Annotated in this window: 19 protein-coding genes; 6 read left to right on the top strand and 13 right to left on the bottom strand. The window is 72.8% G+C overall.

From position 1 onward, the window contains the following. Positions 1-196 precede the first annotated feature (196 nt). The 4 genes from FIP57_RS00570 to FIP57_RS00555 are packed head-to-tail and all read left to right on the top strand — an operon-like array spanning position 197 to position 3,733. Positions 197-1,234, top strand: coding sequence for a DMT family transporter (locus tag FIP57_RS00570; RefSeq protein WP_148570873.1), 1,038 nt, complete (start codon positions 197-199; stop codon positions 1,232-1,234). Then, a complete protein-coding gene (locus FIP57_RS00565) occupies positions 1,171-1,866 on the top strand; it encodes a DUF4184 family protein (protein WP_148570871.1) in 696 nt (231 codons plus the stop codon). Before FIP57_RS00570 ends, FIP57_RS00565 begins: the two co-directional genes overlap by 64 nt. Then, positions 1,867-2,481 carry a TetR/AcrR family transcriptional regulator gene (locus tag FIP57_RS00560; RefSeq protein WP_148570869.1) on the top strand — a complete coding sequence of 205 codons (615 nt, stop codon included), beginning with the start codon at positions 1,867-1,869 and terminating at the stop codon, positions 2,479-2,481. It abuts the gene before it with no gap. Between the two features lies 1 nt (position 2,482). Then, positions 2,483-3,733 carry a nucleotide disphospho-sugar-binding domain-containing protein gene (locus FIP57_RS00555; RefSeq protein WP_148570866.1) on the top strand — a complete coding sequence of 417 codons (1,251 nt, stop codon included), beginning with the start codon at positions 2,483-2,485 and terminating at the stop codon, positions 3,731-3,733. Here the strand turns inward: FIP57_RS00555 and FIP57_RS23865 are convergent. Together FIP57_RS23865 and FIP57_RS23860 are read right to left on the bottom strand one after the other, a co-directional pair. Continuing rightward, positions 3,705-4,193 (bottom strand): POT-type proton-dependent oligopeptide transporter, encoded by a 489-nt coding sequence (locus FIP57_RS23865; RefSeq protein ID WP_238993231.1) that lies wholly within the window; start codon positions 4,191-4,193, stop codon positions 3,705-3,707. The genes FIP57_RS00555 and FIP57_RS23865 overlap by 29 nt on opposite strands. Continuing rightward, positions 4,082-4,657, bottom strand: a complete 576-nt coding sequence (locus FIP57_RS23860; protein ID WP_238993187.1) for an oligopeptide:H+ symporter — start codon at positions 4,655-4,657, stop codon at positions 4,082-4,084. Before FIP57_RS23860 ends, FIP57_RS23865 begins: the two co-directional genes overlap by 112 nt. A 349-nt stretch (positions 4,658-5,006) precedes the next feature. Here FIP57_RS23860 and FIP57_RS22995 point away from each other — a divergent pair, with 349 nt between their 5' ends. Further along, complete coding sequence (locus FIP57_RS22995) at positions 5,007-5,144, top strand: hypothetical protein (RefSeq protein ID WP_162529635.1); 138 nt, start codon at positions 5,007-5,009, stop codon at positions 5,142-5,144. A 154-nt stretch (positions 5,145-5,298) separates the two neighbouring features. Here FIP57_RS22995 and FIP57_RS00545 read toward each other — a convergent pair whose 3' ends face one another. From FIP57_RS00545 to FIP57_RS00495, 11 genes are all read right to left on the bottom strand, one after another. Then, positions 5,299-5,751, bottom strand: coding sequence for a thioesterase family protein (locus FIP57_RS00545; protein WP_148570864.1), 453 nt, complete (start codon positions 5,749-5,751; stop codon positions 5,299-5,301). Continuing rightward, the gene (locus tag FIP57_RS00540; protein ID WP_238993186.1) at positions 5,748-6,728 is read right to left on the bottom strand and encodes a 3-hydroxyacyl-CoA dehydrogenase NAD-binding domain-containing protein; all 981 of its coding nucleotides are present in this window, start codon (positions 6,726-6,728) and stop codon (positions 5,748-5,750) included. The genes FIP57_RS00545 and FIP57_RS00540 overlap by 4 nt, the downstream gene beginning before the upstream one ends. A 14-nt stretch (positions 6,729-6,742) precedes the next feature. Then, a complete protein-coding gene (locus FIP57_RS00535; protein ID WP_148570862.1) occupies positions 6,743-7,627 on the bottom strand; it encodes a beta-keto acid cleavage family enzyme in 885 nt (294 codons plus the stop codon). A 72-nt stretch (positions 7,628-7,699) separates the two neighbouring features. Further along, positions 7,700-8,485: an enoyl-CoA hydratase-related protein gene (locus FIP57_RS00530; protein WP_148570860.1), complete on the bottom strand. Its 786-nt coding sequence runs from the start codon at positions 8,483-8,485 to the stop codon at positions 7,700-7,702. A gap of 4 nt (positions 8,486-8,489) precedes the next feature. Further along, complete coding sequence (locus FIP57_RS00525; RefSeq protein WP_148570858.1) at positions 8,490-9,644, bottom strand: acyl-CoA dehydrogenase family protein; 1,155 nt, start codon at positions 9,642-9,644, stop codon at positions 8,490-8,492. A gap of 29 nt (positions 9,645-9,673) precedes the next feature. Then, complete coding sequence (locus FIP57_RS00520; RefSeq protein ID WP_148570856.1) at positions 9,674-10,987, bottom strand: flavin monoamine oxidase family protein; 1,314 nt, start codon at positions 10,985-10,987, stop codon at positions 9,674-9,676. Next, the gene (locus FIP57_RS00515) at positions 10,984-12,090 is read right to left on the bottom strand and encodes an ABC transporter ATP-binding protein (RefSeq protein ID WP_148570854.1); all 1,107 of its coding nucleotides are present in this window, start codon (positions 12,088-12,090) and stop codon (positions 10,984-10,986) included. Before FIP57_RS00515 ends, FIP57_RS00520 begins: the two co-directional genes overlap by 4 nt. Beyond that, positions 12,087-12,920: an ABC transporter permease gene (locus FIP57_RS00510; RefSeq protein WP_148570852.1), complete on the bottom strand. Its 834-nt coding sequence runs from the start codon at positions 12,918-12,920 to the stop codon at positions 12,087-12,089. Before FIP57_RS00510 ends, FIP57_RS00515 begins: the two co-directional genes overlap by 4 nt. After that, positions 12,920-13,801, bottom strand: a complete 882-nt coding sequence (locus FIP57_RS00505; RefSeq protein WP_148570849.1) for an ABC transporter permease — start codon at positions 13,799-13,801, stop codon at positions 12,920-12,922. Before FIP57_RS00505 ends, FIP57_RS00510 begins: the two co-directional genes overlap by 1 nt. Further along, positions 13,801-14,874, bottom strand: a complete 1,074-nt coding sequence (locus FIP57_RS00500) for a polyamine ABC transporter substrate-binding protein (RefSeq protein WP_203230969.1) — start codon at positions 14,872-14,874, stop codon at positions 13,801-13,803. Before FIP57_RS00500 ends, FIP57_RS00505 begins: the two co-directional genes overlap by 1 nt. A gap of 65 nt (positions 14,875-14,939) precedes the next feature. After that, positions 14,940-15,632 carry a TetR/AcrR family transcriptional regulator gene (locus FIP57_RS00495; RefSeq protein WP_148570844.1) on the bottom strand — a complete coding sequence of 231 codons (693 nt, stop codon included), beginning with the start codon at positions 15,630-15,632 and terminating at the stop codon, positions 14,940-14,942. A gap of 57 nt (positions 15,633-15,689) precedes the next feature. Between FIP57_RS00495 and FIP57_RS00490 the strand changes: the two genes are divergently transcribed. Beyond that, a complete protein-coding gene (locus FIP57_RS00490; protein WP_148570842.1) occupies positions 15,690-17,756 on the top strand; it encodes an acetate--CoA ligase family protein in 2,067 nt (688 codons plus the stop codon). The last annotated feature ends 5 nt before the right edge of the window (positions 17,757-17,761 follow it).

The raw sequence follows: 17,761 nt of genomic DNA, 5'->3' as shown, positions 1-17,761 counted from the left end.
GTCACCGGCTGAGTCGGGGAGTACCGTGACACGCATGGCAGGGCAGGTCTGCTCCGGAGCCCCGACGAAGCCGTGTCGGGTGCCGGCCTACGACTGCTGCGACGCAGAGGACCCGGCGAACTGACGCCGCCGGCGCCGCCACCGTGCGGCGCCCGCGCTCAGTCCTGCCCATCGCGTCCTCCAACGGAGCCTTGCCATGCCCCAACCGATCCCGAACCGCGAGTCCGTTCCCCAGCAAGGGCTCGCCGACCGCAGCAGAATCCGACGGGTCTCAGTCATTGCGCTGACGGCCGCGGCCGCCTGCTGGGGCGTCGGTACCGTCGTCACCAAGCAGGTCGTCGATGCCGTCGCACCGCTCACCCTGTTGCCGCTGCAGCTGGCCGCCAGCTGTGTCTTCCTCGTCGCCGCTGCCGGTGTGCGCCGTGAGCGCCCGGCCTGGGACCCGCCGATGCGTCGGCTGGCGGCGCTGGGGCTGCTGAACCCCGGCGCCGCCTACGCGCTCGGTCTCATCGGCCTGACGACCATCACCGCGAGCATGTCCGTGCTGCTGTGGGCCTTGGAACCGGTCCTCATCCTCCTGCTCGCCGCACTGCTTCTTCGCGAACACGTCTCCGCCAGGCTCGGTGCCTCGGTCGCGGTCGCGATGGTCGGGGTGCTGCTGGTGGTGTACCAGCCCGGCGCCGCCGGAGCCCCGGTGGGCATCGTCCTCACACTGGTCGCCGTCGCCTGCTGCGCGCTGTACACCGTGATCACCCGCAAGCTGGTGCTCGACGACTCCTCGCTGATGATCGTCCTCGCGCAGCAGGCGACCGCGCTCGCGTTCGCCGTCGTCATCGCGACGGTCGTCGGGGCGGCCGGCGGCACCGGCTGGAGCTTCGCGGGGATGGACGCCGCCGCCTGGCTGGCCGCCGCCGCCTCCGGTGTTCTCTACTACGGGCTCGCCTTCTGGCTCTTCGTCACCGGACTACGTCACGTCCCGGCTTCGTACGCCGGGGCGTTCCTTCCGCTGATCCCGGTCGCTGGGCTGAGTGCGGGCTACCTCGTCGGAGAGAGGCTCGAGCCGCGCCAGTGGCTCGGAGCGGCCGTGATCGTCGTCGCTACCGCCGTGCTGGCGCTGAGCCAACGCCACGAGAGGCGGTGCCGGAGGGCTGATCGCCCTAGGCTCGCAGTGTGCCTCTCACGCCCGCGCACCCGGCGGTCGTCCTGCCGGTCCAGCGGCTCGGCCTGCCGCTGAGCGCCCTCGTGGCCGGAGCGGTCGCGCCGGACACGCCGGTGTACCTGCCCGTCGGGGTCGGCTACGCGACGACCCACAGCGGTGCGGGGCTGCTCGTGGACACGGTCATCGGGCTGGTCCTGCTGGGGCTCTGGTTCGCCCTGCTCCGCGACGCCGTCGTCGACCTGGTCCCGTTCGTCCGCGACCGGGCGCCCGCCCACGGCCGGCTCCGCCTGCGCGGCTGGCTCCTCGCGCCGCTCGCGGTGGCGCTCGGCGCCGCGACCCACGTGCTCTGGGACTCCGCCACCCACGACTGGGGGTTCCTCGTCGAGCAGCACGCGTTCCTGCGGGACGACTACGGGCCGCTCCCGCTCCACCGGTGGCTCCAGCACACCTCGACGGTCGTCGGCGGCGCCGTCGTGGCGGTGTACTGCATCGTGCGGTCGAGGCGGCAGCCGGTCCTGCCGCGCCCCGCGGTCGTGCGGAGGCCCGGGGTGTGGCTCGGTGCCGTCCTCGCAGTCGCGCTGCTCGTGGGCGTCGTCTCCCAGGACCCCGAGCTCGCAGCCGGTGCGGGGCTCGGCGCCCTCGTGGTGGTCTCGGCCGGCTGGCACATTGCCTTGACACGGCATCAAGCCAATATGACTCTGGGGTGAGTGATCCCAGGCCCTGCGACGGCGCCGGCCCGACGTCCGTACCGGATGGTCGCCCGCGCCGAGAAGCGCGAGCAGACGCGGCGGCGCATCGTCGCGGCGATGAAGGAGGCGGTGGCGACGACCGCGTACACCTCGATCCGTGTCGCCGACGTCGCGGCCGCCGCCGGCGTCTCGTCCCAGACGGTGCACCAGCACTTCGAGTCGAAGGAGCGGCTGTTCATGGCCGCGGTCGAGGAGCTCGGCGGCGAGATCCTCGAGGCGCGGCGGCGCGCGGCGGTGAGCGACGTCCCCGCCGTGGTGCGCGCCCTCGTCGAGGAGTACGAGCGGTACGGCGACGTCAACTGGTCGATGCTGGTGCTCGAGCCGGAGAGCGACGCCGTGGCCGCCGCTCTGCGGGTCGGACGCGCCGGCCACCGGCGCTGGTTGGAGGAGCGGTTCGGGCCGTGGCTGCCCGACGACGCGCGTGACCGACGCCGGGTCGTCGACGGGCTCTACGCCGCCACCGACGTCGGCACCTGGAAGCTGCTCCGCCGCGACCTCGCGCTGTCCAAGGCGCGCACGCGGACCGCCATGGAGTCGCTGGTCCGCGGGGTGCTCGACCACGCAGGAGGGTGACATGCACGTGCTGATGGCGTTGTGGGACGGCGGCGGGACCGTGCCGGTGGAGCTCGGCATCGGGCGGCGGCTGGTCGAAGCCGGCCACCGGGTCACAGCGCTCGCAGAGCCGAGCATCGAGGCGGGGGTAACGGCGGCCGGGGCCCGGTTCGAGCCGTGGCGCACCGCGCCGCAGTTCGCCCAGGCGGAGATCGCGGACTGGGAGTGCCGGACGCCGGTGAGCCTCTTCGGCCGGCTGCTCGGCCGGCTCGTCACGGGGCCGTCGGCCCGCTACGCCGCAGACGTGCGCGCGGTCGCGGCCGGGGAGAGCTTCGACGCCGCGGTCGTCGACTTCGTCCTCATGGGCGCCCTCGCAGCCACCGAGAGCCTCCGGATCCCGACCGCCGCCACGATGCCCAACGTCTACGTGCGCCCCACGCCGGGGGAGCCGCCGTTCGGCCTCGGCCTGGTTCCCGGGACCGGGCCGCTGACGCGGCTCCGCGACCAGCTCCTGCCCCGCGTCATGCACCGGGCCTGGGACCTCGGCCGCAAGCAGCTCAACGCGACGAGGCGCGACCTCGGGCTGCCACCGCTGGTCCACGTCTGGGACCAGCTCGACCGCGCCGAGCGGGTGCTCGTCCTCACCGCCGAGGCCTTCGACTTCCCGCCCGCCCGCCGGCCCGACAACGTCGCCTACGTGGGGCCGGTGCTCGACGACCCCGAGTGGGCCGGTGCCGTCGAGCCGCCGGAGGGCGAGGAGCCCCTCGTGCTCGTCGCGACCTCCACCGGCCGCACCCGCGGCTCCGACCGTTTGGTGCGCAACGTGGTCGAGGCGCTGGCCGGACTGCCCGTGCGGGCCGTGGTCACCACCGGGCCGGCGGTCGAACCCGTCCCCGCGCCCCGCCCCGGCATCCACGTCGTGCCGGCGGCGCCGCACGCACAGCTCCTCCCGCACGCCGACGTCGTCGTCACCCACGGCGGCCACGGCACGGTCGTCAAGGCGCTCGCCGCCGGTCGGCCGTGCCTCGTCATGCCCCTGGGGCGCGACCAGCCGGACAACGCCGCCCGGGTGGTCCGCCACCACGCAGGGCTGTCGCTCCGCAGCTCGGCGGAGCCCGACAGGATCGCCGCCGCGCTGACCCGGCTGCTGGAGGACCGCAGCTTCGCGACGTCCGCCGCCGAGCTCGGTCGGCGGATCCGCGCGGAGGTCGACGACCGGCGCATCGTCGGCGCCGTCGAGTCGCTCAGTGCACCCCGCTCATCAAGGACCTGATCGGCCGGGACAGCGCGAGCACCAGGCCGCCGACCGCGACCGCCACCAGCCCGACGACGAGGAAGAACCCGGTCTCGGCGTCGGGGTCGTAGTACGACGCCAGCGTCCCGGACATCGCGGTGCCCAGCGCCACGGAGAGGAAGAAGAGCGCCACCATCTGGGTCCGGTACTTCGCGGGCGCGAGCTTCGTCGACAGCGACAGCCCCACCGGCGACAGCAGCAGCTCGGCGACGGTGAAGACCAGGAGGATGCCCGCCAACCCGGCGACCGGGACCGAGCTGCGTCCCTCCGGCATGAGCAGGAACAGCAGGAAGGCCGTCCCCATCAGCAGCGTCCCGAGCCCGAACTTCACCGGGGTCGACGGCTGCCGGGGACCCAGACGGGTCCACAGGGCCGCGAAGGCGCCGGCGAGGGTGATGATGAAGACAGGAAGTACGCCGCGGCCGCGAGCCCGCTGCACCACGCGACGATCGTGGACAACCGGTCCGTGGTGACGACCCCGACGACGCACAGGAGCACGACGGCCGCCAAGGCCCCGGCGCCCGCCATCGCGTAGCGGCTCCGCAGCCGCTGGGGAAGCGGGTTCGCGACCTCACCCGTGCTCGCAGGCAGCCGGCCCCGCCCCAGCGTGTACTGGACGAGCCCTGCCGCCATGCCGATCGCTGCGAGGCCGAAGCCGAAGTGGAACCCCCACTCCTCCTGGAGCACCCCGGTCAGCAGCGGCCCGACGAGGGCGCCGATGTTGATGCCCATGTAGAAGAGCGAGAACCCGGCGTCGCGCCGCTCGTCGCCCGCCGCGTACAGCGCGCCGACCAGCGCGGTCGCATTGGCCTTCACGCCGCCGCTGCCGAGGGCCACGAGCACCAGGCCGATCCCCACGCCGACCAGCTCGGGCACGACCGCGAGGGCGACGTGCCCGGCCATCACCAGCGCGGCGGAGTAGAACAGGGTGCGCTCTGTAGTACAGGTAGATCAGCAGGATCCCCTGCATGCCGTAGAAGCTGAACCGCTCCCACAGCTCGACGCCGAAGAGGTTCGCGAGGACCCGAGGTTGGCCGAAGAACCCGGTGTCCTCCGGCACCTCGGTTGCCGGTGTGGTCGCGGTGCTGTGCTGGGAGCTCGCCCGTGCACCGTGCCCGTGCCGGGTCGGGCGGACACGTCCGATCGCGGGTCAGGACGTAGCGCAACTCACACCGCCGACGGCGCCGTCGGCGGAAGGGAGCCAGGTGAACGAGTGTTCAGACAGGTGAGCCAACTGAACGGAGCCGTCGCCATGGAACTCGTGATCCTCGCCGCCGCCGCTGTCGCCCTCGGCATCCACGCCTACCGCAACCCGGTGCGCGCCAACGGGCCCGTCGACGCCTACACCGCCTGGCTGCTCCGGCAGCAGAAGCCCGCGCTGCACCGCTGACCCCCTGACGTCCCGCGGCGCGGGAGCAGGACGACCGGGTGGTGCGCATCGGTGAGATCGACCTGGTCCCATGACCGACGGGACGTTCCGCGAGCCCCGGTGCCCGGCTCCACCTGGTCGATCGGCGACGTCGACCCGGTGCTCGCCGGCGAGCTCAGGCGCTGGGCAACGGCCTGATCCGTCCGCTCGCCTCCTCGGGCGGCTCCACGCACGCGGCGCGTGCCCGGGCGGCGACGTCGTCGGGGAACGGCGCCGCCCGGCTGCCGACCACGTGCACCCCGAGGACCTCCTCGGTCGCGCGCAGCCGCCCGTCGACCCACATCTCGTGCCAGATCCACAGCAGCTTGCCGGTCGCCCCGATGACCGAGGAGCGCACCTCGAGCTCGCTGCCCGCGGACACCTCGGCGAGGTACCGCACGTGCGCCTCGACCGTGTAGAGCGACGCGTCGTGCGCCGCCCGGTAGTCGGGCCCGAGCCCGACGGCCTCCATCACCGCGTCGGTGGCGTGGCCGAACACCAGCACGTAGTAGGGCTCGGAGAGGTGGCCGTTGTAGTCGATCCACGCGTGCTGGACGGGCTCCCGCCAGAGGACCGGTGCCGCAGTCACGCGCGCCCCAACGCCCGCAGGACCGCGATCACGCCGCGGTCGCGCTCGGCGACCAGGTCGTCGATGCTCCGGCCGTCCGCCTCGCGCTCGCAGCCCTCGACGACCGCGTCGCGCAGCTCCGGGGTGAGCTCCGCCGCGACCAGCCGGGTCCACGGCGACAGCAGCGAGGGCCCGAAGTGGTCGAGCATGTGCGCCATCCCGCCCTGCCCGCCGGCGAGGTGGAAGGTCATCATCGGCCCGTGGATCGGCCACCGCAGCCCCGGACCGTCCGTGATCGAGAGGTCGATCTGCTCGACGGTCGCCTCGCCGGCGGCGACCATGTGCAGCGCCTCGCGCCACAGCGCCTCCTGGAGCCGGTTCGCGATGAACCCGGGCACCTCGCGCTCCATGGTGATCACGGACTTCCCCGCGTGCCGGAAGAACTCGGACGTCCACGCCACGGTCTCCGCCGACGTCGCGGTCCCGCCGACCACCTCGACCAGCGGGATGAGGTACGGCGGGTTGAACGGGTGTCCGACGACCGTGCGCTCGGGGTGCGCGCACTTGGTCTGCATCTCGCTCATCCCGTAGCCGGAGGTCGACGACGAGATGACCACGTCGACCGGGGTCACCGCGTCGATGTCGGCGAGCAGCGTCCGCTTCAGCTCGAGGTCCTCCGGGGCGCTCTCCTGCACGAAGTGCGTGTCCGCGCAGGCGGTCGCGAGGTCGCGCTCCACCGTCAGGTTGTCGGCGCTGGCGCCATCGGAGAGCCCCAGCTCGGTCAGCGCCGGCCAGGCCCTGTCGACGAGGTGGCGGAGCCGGGCCTCGGCCGTGTCGGCCGGGTCCCACGCCACCACCCGGTAGCCGCGCGCCAGGAAGTACGCCACCCAGCCGCCGCCGATGACGCCGGCGCCCACGCAGGTGATGGTCCGGACATCCTGCGGCGCCGGCCGGCCCCCGGCCCCGTCCACGGCGTCCACGGCGTCCACGGCGTCCACGGCGTCCACCGGGCTCAACGCGGCTTCAGCGCGAGGATCTCGCGGCCCTCGTCGGGGGTGGCGACCTTGGCGCCCATGCTCTCCACGATCGTCCTCGCCCGCTCGACGAGCTGCGCGTTGGTCGCCTTGACCCCGCGGCTCAGGTAGAGGTTGTCCTCCAGCCCGACCCGGACGTGGCCACCGAGGAGCACGGACTGCGCCACCCAGGGCATCTGCATCGGGCCGAGCGCGAACGACGCCCAGACGGCGTCCGTGGGCAGCTGGGCCACCATCGAGTGCAGCGTCAGCGGGTCCGCCGGGGCGCCGTACGGGATCCCCATGCAGAGCTGGAACATAGCGGGCTGGTCGATCAGCCCCTCCTCGACCAGCTTGTTGGCGAACCACAGGTGGCCGGTGTCGAAGATCTCCATCTCCACCCGTACGCCGAGCTCCTGGATCTTCTTCGCGCCCTCGCGGAGCATGTCCGGGGTGCTCACGTAGACCAGGCTGCCCTCCCCGAAGTTGAGGCTCCCGCAGTCGAGCGTGCAGATGTCCGGAAGGAGCTCCTCGACGTGCGGGAGCCGGTCGACGCCGCTGACCAGGTCGGTGCCCTCCACGAACGTCGTGGGGTCGTGCGGATCGAGCATCAGGTCGCCGCCCATGCCGGCGGTCGTGTTGATGATGACGTCGACGTCCGAGGCGCGGATCCGCTCGACCACCTCGCGGTAGAGCGCGACGTCACGGGAGCCCTTGCCCGTCTCGGGATCGCGCACGTGGATGTGGACGATGGTGGCGCCGGCTCGCGCCGCCGCGATGCCGGACTCGGCGATCTGCTCCGGCGTCACCGGGACGTGCTCCGAGCGCCCCACGGTGTCGCCGGCACCGGTCAGCGCGCAGGTGATCATGACGTTGCGGTTCACTGGGCGTCCTCCTCGTTGGTCGTGTGGTCCCTCATGCCGTCCCCCAATTCGTCCACCGTCCCGTGCTCGTGCTCATCGCCCCTTCCACACCGGCTTCCTCTTCTCGGCGAAGGCCTTGAACCCCTCCAGGCCGTCCTCGGAGGTGTAGAGCTTCTCGACCGTCGGGAGCGAGCTGGAGGTGACGAGGTCCATAGCCTCCTGGAACCGCAGCGACTCCGCCACCCTTGCGGTCTCCTTGATCGCCGCGAAGACCAGCGGCGGCCCGGAGGCGAGGAGCCGGGCGGTCTCCCAGGCCCGGGCGCGGACCGCCTCGTCGTCGGGGAGCACGGCGTTGACCACCCCCCAGCGTGCGGCCTCCTCGGCGGCCATCCACCGTCCGGTCAGCAGCAGCTCCATCGCGACGTGGTACGGCATCCGCTTCGGCAGCTTGATCGTGGCGGCGTCGGCAAGGGTGCCCGCGTTGATCTCCGGCAACCCGAACTGGGTCGACTCCGAGGCGTAGATCAGGTCGCACGCGAGCGCGAGCTCGAAGCCGCCGCCCATCGCGAGGCCGTGGACGGCGGCGATGACCGGCTTGTTCAGGTCGGGCAGCTCCTGGAGCCCGCCGAACCCGCCGACGCCGTAGTCGCCGGTCACGTCGTCCCCGGCCGCCGCGGCCTTGAGGTCCCAGCCGGCGCTGAAGAACTTGTCCCCGGCGGTGCGGAGGATCGCGACCCGGAGCTCGGGGTCGTCGCGGAAGCCGGCGAACACCTCGCCCATCTCCCGGCTGGTGGCGAGGTCGATGGCGTTGGCCTTGGGACGGTCGAGGGTCACCTCGAGGACGCGGTCCTCGACGCGGGTGTGCAGCACGTCGCTCATCCGCTCAGCCTCCCAGGGGCCGCAGCAGCGAGCGGCTGATGATGTGGCGCTGGATCTCGGAGGTCCCGTCCCAGATCCGCTCGATCCGGGCGTCCCGCCAGATCCGTTCGAGCGGCAGCTCGTCCATGAGTCCCATCCCTCCGTGGACCTGGATCGCCTCGTCGGCGACCATCGCGAGCATCTCGCTCGCCCGCAGCTTCGCCATCGCGAAGTCGGCGTCGGTGGCGGTGCCCTGGTCGTGCTTCCAGGCGGCGTGCAGCGTCACCAGCTCGGCGGCCCGGAGCTCGCTCGCCATGTCGGCCAGCTTGAACCCGACGCCCTGGAACTTGCCGATCGGCCGGCCGAACTGCTCACGGGTCGCGGCGTGGCGCACCGACAGGTCGAGCGCCCGCTCGGCCCGGCCGAGGCACGAGGCGGCGACCTGGAGCCGCGTCGACCCGAGCCAGGTGCCGGCCAGCGCGAACCCCTCGTCCACCTCGCCCAGCAGCGCCTCGTCGCCGACGCGCACGTCGTCGAAGTGGAGGATCGAGTTGGTGTAGCCGCGGTGCGAGACGTTGCGGTACCCCTCCTGCACGGTCAGCCCGGGGGTGTCGAGGTCGACCAGGAACGTCGACATCGCTGGCCGCCCGGCACCGTCGGTGCCGGTCACCGCCACGAGGATCACGAAGTCGGCCTCGGCCGCGTGGCTGATGAAGTGCTTGGTGCCGTTGATCCGCCAGCCGTCGCCGTCACGGGCGGCCCGGGTCCGCATGCCGCGCATGTCGGACCCCGCGCCGGGTTCGGTCATCGCGAGGCAGTCGACCTTCTCGCCACGCACGCACGGGTAGAGGTACCGCTCCCGCTGCGCCTCGGTGCAGGCGAGCAGGATGTTCGAGGGCCGGGCGACCGCGGTGTAGTGCAGGGCGTAGCTCGCCTTCCCGAGCTCCTTCTCGTAGAGCACCCACGTCACCGTGTCGAGGCCGGCGCCCCCGACCTCCTCGGGCATGTTCGCGGCGTACAGCCCAGCCGCCAGCGCCTTCGCGCGGATCTCCTCGACGAGCTCGGGACGCACCACCCCGGTGCGCTCGACCTCCTCCTCGTGGGGGTACAGCTCGCGCTCGACGAACGCCCGCGTCACCTCGACGATGCTGCGCTGCTCGTCGGTCAGGCCGAAGTCCATGGGTTCCTCTCTGCCGTTGGGTCGCGTGCTCAGCCGTGCGCCAGCGCCGCCGCGGCGGCCGCGCGGCCGGTGCGGACGGCGCCCTCCATGTAGCCGGCGACCCACTGGTCGGAGCCGCAGACGTAGAAGGGCGGTTCGTGGGTGCCGTGGAGCGGGCCGACGGCGACCACGTCGCCCGGCTGCCACCCGGTGACGTAGCCCTGGGTCCACGGGTCGGTGCCCCACAGCCGGGTCCAGGTCTGCAGCGGCGCCTCGCCCTGCGGTCCGTAGAGCGCCGCCACCTGGGCGAGCGCCTCGCGGGTCCGGGTGCGCGGGTCGGTCGCCGCGAAGGCCGCGTAGCGCTCCGGCGGCACGAGCGCGGACAGCACGCCGTGCTGCTGCGGCCACGTGGAGCCCAGCACCCCCTCGCACTCGGACAGCCCGTTCTGACCACGTGCCCGCCAGAACGGCTCGTCGTAGGCGGCCACGAACTTCGCCGCCCACGCGTGCCGCTGCCGGCGCAGAGAGGCGAGCCGCTCGTCGCTGACGCCGTCGACCTCGAGGTCCCGCGCGGGCCCCGCCGGTACCGCGAGCACGACCGCGCCGCCCCGCACCTCCTCGCCGTCGTGTGTGGTGACCACGCAGCCGTGGCGCCGGACGGTGACGCCGCGGACCGGTGAGGACAGCCGGACGTCGCGCAGGCCGGCCGCCACCGTCAGGGCGACGGTCGCGGAGCCCTCGGCGACCCGGAGGTTCTCCCACCGCGCGACGTCGTAGCTGCCGGTCGTGCCGCCGGCCGCGATCTTGCGGGCGTAGGCGAACAGGCTGGTCCGTTCGATCGAGCCGTCGGCGAGGCTGAGGTGGGCGAGCTCCTTGAGCCGGAGCACGGCGGGTGTCGCGCCCGCCTCGCGAAGCCAGTCGCCGACGCTGAGCCGGTCGAGCTGCTCGAGGTCGGGGGAGGACCACGGGTCGGCGGGGTCGATCGAGGCGAGCACCTTGCCGAGGGCGGCCTCCACCTCGTCGTACGAGGCTCGGTCGGCGGGGGTGAACCAGGACGGCCAGTCGCCGACGTCCACCGCCCCGGGGACCTGGCGGGTGATCTCGCCGGGCTCGGCGACGTAGGACGGGACCAGCGTCAGCCCGAGCTCCTCGACGAGCCCGAGGTAGCTGGTGTGCGCGTCGCCGACCACCTCGCCGCCGAGCTGCACCCGGCGGCCGTCGTCGATCTCCACCTGCTCGACGCGGCCGCCTACCCGGGGGCGGGCCTCGAGGACGGTGACCGTGGCGCCGCCGGCCTCGAGGTCGCGGGCGGCGGCGAGCCCGGCCAGCCCGGCGCCGACGACGACCACGTCCGGGCGGCTCACGTCAGGACGACCGTGTGCTCGGGGAGCCAGCCGACCTCGACCCGGTCGCCGGGGTCCCACCGGTCCTCGGCGCGCATCCGGGGCAGGTTCTGCTCCAGCACGGTGAGCGCCAGGCCGGGGGCGATCGCGACCCTGTAGCGAGTGGTGGCGCCGTGGTAGGTCGTCGCCTCGATGGTGCCGGGCAGCCGGAACATCTCGTCCGTGTGGTCGCCGAGCCAGATCTTCTCCGGGCGTACGGCGACGCTAACCGTGTCCCCCTCCGCCGACCCGTGGTGCGCCGGCGCCGGGATGGCGACCGAGGGTGCGACGACGACGCTGCCGTGGGACCAGACGCCGCTCATGAGGTTGCTGGTGCCGATGAAGCCGGCCGCGAAGACCGACGTGGGCCGCTCGTAGACGTCCTCCGGGGTGCCGCACTGCTCGAGCACGCCGTTGTTCATGATCGCGACGCGGTCGCTCATGCTCAGCGCCTCGTCCTGGTCGTGGGTGACGAACAGGAAGGTGATGCCGACCTCCCGCTGGAGCGCCTTGAGCTCGGCCTGCATCGCGTGGCGCAGCTGGAGGTCGAGCGCGGCCAGCGGCTCGTCGAGCAGCAGCACCTTCGGCTCGTTGATCAGCGCGCGGGCCAGCGCGACGCGCTGCCGCTGCCCGCCGGACAGCCGGCTCGGCTTCTCCCGGCCCTTGTCGGCGAGCTCGACCAGCTCGAGCATCTCCGAGACCCGGCGGTCGAGCGTCCGCCGGTCGAGCCCCTTGCGGCGCAGCCCGAAGCCGACGTTGCCGCGGACGTCGAGGTGCTCGAACAGCGCGTAGCTCTGGAAGACCGTGTTGACGTCGCGCTTGTGCGGAGGCGTGCTGGTGACGTCCTCGCCGCCGACGAGGACCGAGCCGTCGGTCGGGTCGCTGAAGCCGGCGATCATCCGCAGCGTCGTGGTCTTGCCGCACCCCGACGGACCGAGCAGCGAGAAGAACTCCCCGCCCGCGACGTCGAGGTCGAGGTGGTCGACGACGGTCGTGCCGCCGAAGACCTTCGTCAGCCCGCGCAGCGAGACCGACGGCGTCCCGGCTCTGCTGAGGGGCTTGCTGGCGGTCGTGGTCGCGGTCATCGCCGCTCACCTCCGGTGATCAGCTCCAGGCTGGACGTGCCCCTCCCGAAGAGGCGGAGGAGCACCAGGGCGGCCACGATCAGCAGCGCCGAGACGAGGAGCATCAGCGTGCCGATCGCGTTGATCGCGGGCGAGACCCCGAAGCGGATCGAGGAGTAGACGCGCACCGGGAGCGGTTGCGGGTCCACGCCCGTGGTGAAGAAGGCGAGCACGAAGTCGTCGAAGACCAGGGCGAACACCAGCAGCCCGGCGCCGAGCAGGGCGGGCACGAGCGCGGGCAGCGTGACCAGCCGGAGGGCCTGCCACGGCGTGCAGCCGAGGTCGCGCGCCGCCTCCTCGACCTCGGTCGAGAGCCCGGCCAGGCGGCCCCGGACGATGACGGTGACGTAGGCGATGGAGAACGTGATCTCCGCAAGCACCACCGTGGTCAGCGACAGCTTGAGCCCGATGCCGGTGAAGAGCAGCAGCGCCGCCACGCCGGTCACGATCTCCGGGGTGACCAGCGGCAGCAGCGTCACCGCCCCGATCACCCGGCCTCGGCGGGAGCGCACCCGTTCCAGCCCCAGGGCGAGCATCGTGCCGAGCACCAGGGAACCGAGGGTGGCGAGGGTGGCGATCTGGAGGCTGGCCACCAGGGACTCGAGCAGCGCCTGGTCGTGCGCGAGGTCGTGGTACCAGCGGAGGCTGAAGCCGGAGAACGCCGACAGCGACTTCTTGTCGTTGAAGCTGAAAAGAGTGACGGCGAGGATCGGCAGGTAGAGCCAGGCGAACAGCAGCACCGTGACGGCCACGGCGGTCCGCGGCCTCCGCTCCAGGCTCCGGCGTGGCATCAGGTCTCCCGTGCCTGGGTCGAGGTGGCCCGGAGGTAGGCGACCATGAGCGCTGTGAGGGCGGCCATCATCCCGACGGTCATCGCGGAGCCCAGCGGCCAGTTCTGCCCCTCGTTGAACTGCTGCTGGACAAGGTTGCCCATCATGTAGGTGCCGGCGCCGCCGAGCAGCTGCGCGCTCACGAAGTCGCCGAGCGCGGGGAGGAAGACCAGCAGCGCGCCGCCGTACAGCCCGTAGCGGGTGGCGGGGAGCGTCACGCTGAAGAAGGTGCGGACCGGCCCGTGGTAGAGATCCTTGCCGGCCTCGACCAGCGACACGTCGAGCCGCTCGAGGGAGGCGTAGATCGGCAGGATCATGAAGACCACGAAGCCGTAGACGAGCCCGCCGATCACCGCCCACGGCGTGTTGAGGAACGCGATCCCGTCGCCGAGCCCGGAGCCCCGCAGCCCGCTGTTGACGAGCCCGTCGTCGGAGAGCAGCGCCTTCCAGGCGTACATCCGGATCAGGTAGCTGGCGAAGAACGGCACGACGACCGCCGCGATGAGCGCGTTCTTGTACCGGCCGCCGTGCAGGGCGATGGCGTAGGCGGTCGGGTAGGCGATCAGCGCCGAGAGGACGACGGTGGCCAGCGCGTAGAGCACCGAGCGCACGAACAGCTCGAGGTAGACGTCGTTCCAGAGCGCCCGGTAGTTGTCGAGGCTGGTCGAGAACACCGGGAAGCCGTCGTTGGTGGTGCGGCCGAACGGGAGCAGCACGACGATCACCATGCTGATGACGAAGAACGCCACCATCCAGGCGGTCGGCACCGCCAGCAGCGCGCCCCACAGCCAGGTCCGCTGCGCGGACCGGCGCGGGGCCGGGGCCGGCCCGAGCGCGACCATCAGCTTGCCTTGACCTCGGTCCACACCGCCGCGCGGCGCTGGACCTCGTCGGACCCGAGGAGCCGGAAGACGTTCTCGTTCTCGAGGTCGGAGACCTCGACGTTGCACGCGGGCACGGCGTCAGCGAGCTCGGCGAAGGCGGGCAGCGCGTCCCGGACCGGGAACGGGTAGTAGAGGTAGTTCATGTTCTTGATGGCGTTCTCGGGGCGCAGCAGGTAGTCGATGAAGACCATGGCGGTGCCAGGGTGCTCGGCGTCCGTCGGGATCGCGTAGGCGTCGGAGTTGATCGGGACGCCCTCGCGGGGAGCCTCGAAGTCGAAGGCGTCCGGGTCCTCGGCGAGCCCCTGCCGGAGGTAGAGGAAGTCGCCGCTCCACATGTGGTGCACCCATGCGTCGCCGGCGACCATGTTGTTGATGTCGTCGGAGGAGTACGCGCGGAGGTACTGCTTCTGGCTGATCAGCAGCTTCTTGATCTCCTCGAGCTCCGACGGCTTGGAGGTGTTGACGTCGTAGCCGAGGAGGAGCGCCGCCATCGCCAGCGCCTCGTCCTGGTCGTCGAGGGTGAAGACCCGGCCCCGGGCCTCCTCGTTCCAGAGGTCCTCCCAGCTCCCGGTCATCGAGGAGACCTTGTCGGTGCGCCACCCGATGCCGGTCTTGTAGACCGTGAACGGGACCGACACCTGCGAACCCTCGTCGTACCAGGGGTCGTTGAAGTAGGAGCCGGAGTAGAAGACCTGGTCGGCGTTCTGGAGCTCGTCGGGTTCGATCGCGCGCAGCTTGCCCTCCTTGCGGAGCCGCTGCACCCACTTGGCGATCGGGAAGACGATGTCGTAGCGGTTCCCCGCGGCGAGCTTCGCGTACATCCCCTCCATCGAGTCGTAGTTGGACTCGATCACCCGCACGCCGTACTCCTTCTGGAACCCCTTGAGCACGCTCGGCGCGAGGTAGTCGGCCCAGTTGAAGTAGACGAGGTCGCCGTCGATCTCGGCCTTCGCCGAGGGCGGCGGGGGAGTGTCGGTCGGGGCGTCGTCGCGGATGTAGGCGCACCCGGGCAGGGACAGGGAGGCTCCCACGGCCAGGCCACCGGTCAGGAGCCCTCGCCTCGTGCAGCGAGGGTGGTCATGACCGGGGGCCGGGGTCATGCGGCGTCGCCGCCGTCGAGCTGGGTCGGTGGAGGCAGGGGGCCGTTGTGGCCGACCAGGATGCCGACCGCGGTGACCATCGCGGTGCGCGCCTCCTCGATGCCGAAGTTGGGGTCGCCGGCCAGGACCCGGCCGCCGAGCCCGTCGGTGAGGGACACCGCGGTCTCCGCGACGAACCGCGGGTCGAGGGCAGTGGCGAAGACCCCTCTCGCGATCCCCTCGGCGACGATGTCGGCGACGGTGGCGTAAAGGTCCTCGTAGAGGTCGGCGCCCACCTTGGCGAGCCGCGGGTCGCGCACGCAGAGGAGCGTGAGCTCCTGCCAGAGCAGCCACTCGTCGGCGCGCTGCTGGTCGCTGGGAAGGCACCGGTCGAGGAACGAGGAGAGCCGTTCAGGTGGGCCGTCGCCGGCGCTCGCCAGGGCGCGCTCGTTCAGCTGGGCGGAGAGCTCGTGGGAGTACTTGAGCACCTCGCCGAAGAGGAGCTCCTTGGTGTCGAAGTGGTAGTGGAGCAGACCGGCGGAGACGCCGGCGGTGCGGGCGATGGACGCCATCCGGACCTGTGCCAGCCCGTCGTGGACGATGCGGTCGGCCGCCGCGGCAAGGATCCGCGTCCGGGCCTCGGCGGCCGCCTGCTCGCGCTGGTTGGGCCTTGCCGCCCCGGTCGAGGCGCGTGATCCTGGGGCAGCCATGGCCTCCACCGTGATGATTTGACTGTTCAGTCAGTCAGTGATGCTAGGATTCCCGGGGTGAGGCGTCAAGGCTCGCTCGAGGCCCTGTTCTCGCCCCGGACCGTCGCGATCGTCGGCGCCAGCGACGACCCCACGAAGTGGGGCCACATCCTCGCCCGGCGCGCCCTCTCCACGCCCGACGGCCGCGCCGTGCTGCTCGTCAACCGTCGCGGCGGCGAGGTCCTCGGTCGCCGCGCGCACCGGACCGCGACCGAGGCTGCGACCGCGACCGGCGCGCCGGTCGACCTGGCCGTGGTCTGCGTGCCGGCCGACGGCTTCGTGGCGGCGGTGACCGACGCGGTCGTAGCCGGCGCCCGGGCGGTCGTGGGGATCACCGCGGGGCTGTCCGAGGCCGGCGCCGACGGGGCGCGGCTCGAGGGCGAGGCGCTGGCGGTCGTCCGCGGTGCCGGTGGCGTGCTCGTCGGACCGAACTGCCTGGGGGTGGTCGACACCACCACCGGGCTCCAGCTGGCCCACGCCGTGCTGCCGCCCGGGGACGTCGCGGTCCTCAGCCAGAGCGGCAACCTCGTCCTCGACCTCGCCACGCTGATGGCGGACCGTGGGCTCGGGGTCTCCCGGTTCGTCTCGTTGGGCAACCAGGCGGACCTCGACGTCGTCGACCTGCTGCACGCGTGCGTCGCGCACGACGGGACGAGAGCCGTCGCCGTCTACACCGAGGACGTCGTCGACGGCCGCGGCTTCCTCGACGCCGCCCGGGAGCTGCGGGCGGCGGGCAAGCCCCTGCTGCTGCTCGCTCCCGGCCGCAGCGAGGCGGCGGTGCGCAGCGCGGCCTCGCACACCGGCTCGCTGACCAGCGCGTCCGCGGTGGTCGACGCGGCCTGCGCTGCGGTAGGGGCCCGCCGGGTGGACCACCCCACCGCGCTCGCCGACCTGCTGGTCGCCCTGCGGGAGCCCCGCCGGTGCGCGGGCCCGCGGGTCGCGGTGCTCACCGACGGCGGTGGCCACGGCGCGGTGGCTGCCGACGCGCTCGCGCAGGCGGGGCTCAGCACCCCGGCGCTCGCCGGGCCCGTCACCGAGCAGCTCGAGGCGGCGCTGTGGCGCCAGGCGACGGTCACCAATCCGGTCGACCTCGCGGGTGCGGGGGAGCAGGACGTGGCGGCCTACGCGCGCGGTGTCGAGGCGCTGCTCGGCTCCGACCAGGTCGACGCGGTGCTGATGACGGGGTTCTTCGGCGGCTACGCGACCGAGGTCGAGGGGCTCCACGGGGCCGAGCTCGCCACCGCGCAGCGGATCGTCGACGCCGTGTCGTCGCAGGGCAAACCGGTGGTGGTGCAGACGATCTACCCGGACGGCCCCGCGGGTCAGGTGCTGCGGGCCGGCGGCGTCCCGGTGCATCGTGACGTCGACCGCGCCTGTGCGGTGCTGGCGGGGCTCGTCGAGCCGGTCACCGAGGGGCTGGCGGAGGTGCTCCCCGCCCCCGCGGCGCCGGTCACCGACACGTCGTACGAGGCGGCGCGTGAGCTGTTCGCTGGCGCCGGCATCGCCTTCCCGCGCGCCGTGAAGGTGACCGGGACGGCCGGGCTCGAGGAGGCGCTGGACAGCGCGGGGCTCGGGTTCCCGCTCGTCCTCAAGGCGACCGGCCGGCTCCACAAGTCCGAGGGCGGCGGGGTCGTCCTCGGCCTCGCGGAGCGGGCGGCGGTGCGGACGGCGTACGAGGACCTGGTGGGCCGGCTCGCGCCGCCCGCGGTGTCCCTCGAGGCGATGGCGGACACCGCCGACGGCGTGGAGCTCGTCGTCGGGGCGGTGCGCGACCCGAAGTTCGGACCGGTCGTGATGGTGGGGCTCGGCGGTGTCCTGACCGAGGTGCTCGGGGACACCGCGTGCGCGGTCGGCCCGGTCTCGCCGGCTGCCGCCCGGCGGCTGCTGCTCTCGCTGCGGGGCGCGCCGGTGCTCCTCGGCGTGCGGGGCCGGCCACCGGTCGACCTCGACGCGGTGGCGGGCGTCGTGGCCCGGGTCTCCCGGCTGGCGGCCGAGCACCCGGAGCTCGCGGAGCTGGAGCTGAACCCGGTGCTCGCCGGCCCGTCGGGGGCCGTCGCGCTCGACGCGCGGATCGTGCTGGGGTGACGGCG

The sequence above is a fragment of the Nocardioides caldifontis genome, from assembly GCF_008087345.1.
GTDB classification, from domain to species: domain Bacteria; phylum Actinomycetota; class Actinomycetes; order Propionibacteriales; family Nocardioidaceae; genus Marmoricola_A; species Marmoricola_A caldifontis.
The sequence above is the reverse complement of the archived record's forward strand: the minus strand, read 5'-3'. Positions and strand labels throughout refer to the sequence as shown.

Excerpts from the sequence above, each read along its gene's own strand:
- FIP57_RS00570 (WP_148570873.1), top strand. The coding sequence starts at position 197 with ATGCCCCAACCGATCCCGAACCGCGAGTCCGTTCCCCAGCAAGGGCTC.
- FIP57_RS00555 (WP_148570866.1), top strand. The coding sequence starts at position 2,483 with ATGCACGTGCTGATGGCGTTGTGGGACGGCGGCGGGACCGTGCCGGTG.
- FIP57_RS23860 (WP_238993187.1), bottom strand. The coding sequence starts at position 4,657 with ATGGCCGGGCACGTCGCCCTCGCGGTCGTGCCCGAGCTGGTCGGCGTG.
- FIP57_RS22995 (WP_162529635.1), top strand. The coding sequence starts at position 5,007 with ATGGAACTCGTGATCCTCGCCGCCGCCGCTGTCGCCCTCGGCATCCAC.
- FIP57_RS00530 (WP_148570860.1), bottom strand. The coding sequence starts at position 8,485 with ATGAGCGACGTGCTGCACACCCGCGTCGAGGACCGCGTCCTCGAGGTG.
- FIP57_RS00525 (WP_148570858.1), bottom strand. The coding sequence starts at position 9,644 with ATGGACTTCGGCCTGACCGACGAGCAGCGCAGCATCGTCGAGGTGACG.
- FIP57_RS00515 (WP_148570854.1), bottom strand. The coding sequence starts at position 12,090 with ATGACCGCGACCACGACCGCCAGCAAGCCCCTCAGCAGAGCCGGGACG.
- FIP57_RS00510 (WP_148570852.1), bottom strand. The coding sequence starts at position 12,920 with ATGCCACGCCGGAGCCTGGAGCGGAGGCCGCGGACCGCCGTGGCCGTC.
- FIP57_RS00505 (WP_148570849.1), bottom strand. The coding sequence starts at position 13,801 with ATGGTCGCGCTCGGGCCGGCCCCGGCCCCGCGCCGGTCCGCGCAGCGG.
- FIP57_RS00495 (WP_148570844.1), bottom strand. The coding sequence starts at position 15,632 with ATGGCTGCCCCAGGATCACGCGCCTCGACCGGGGCGGCAAGGCCCAAC.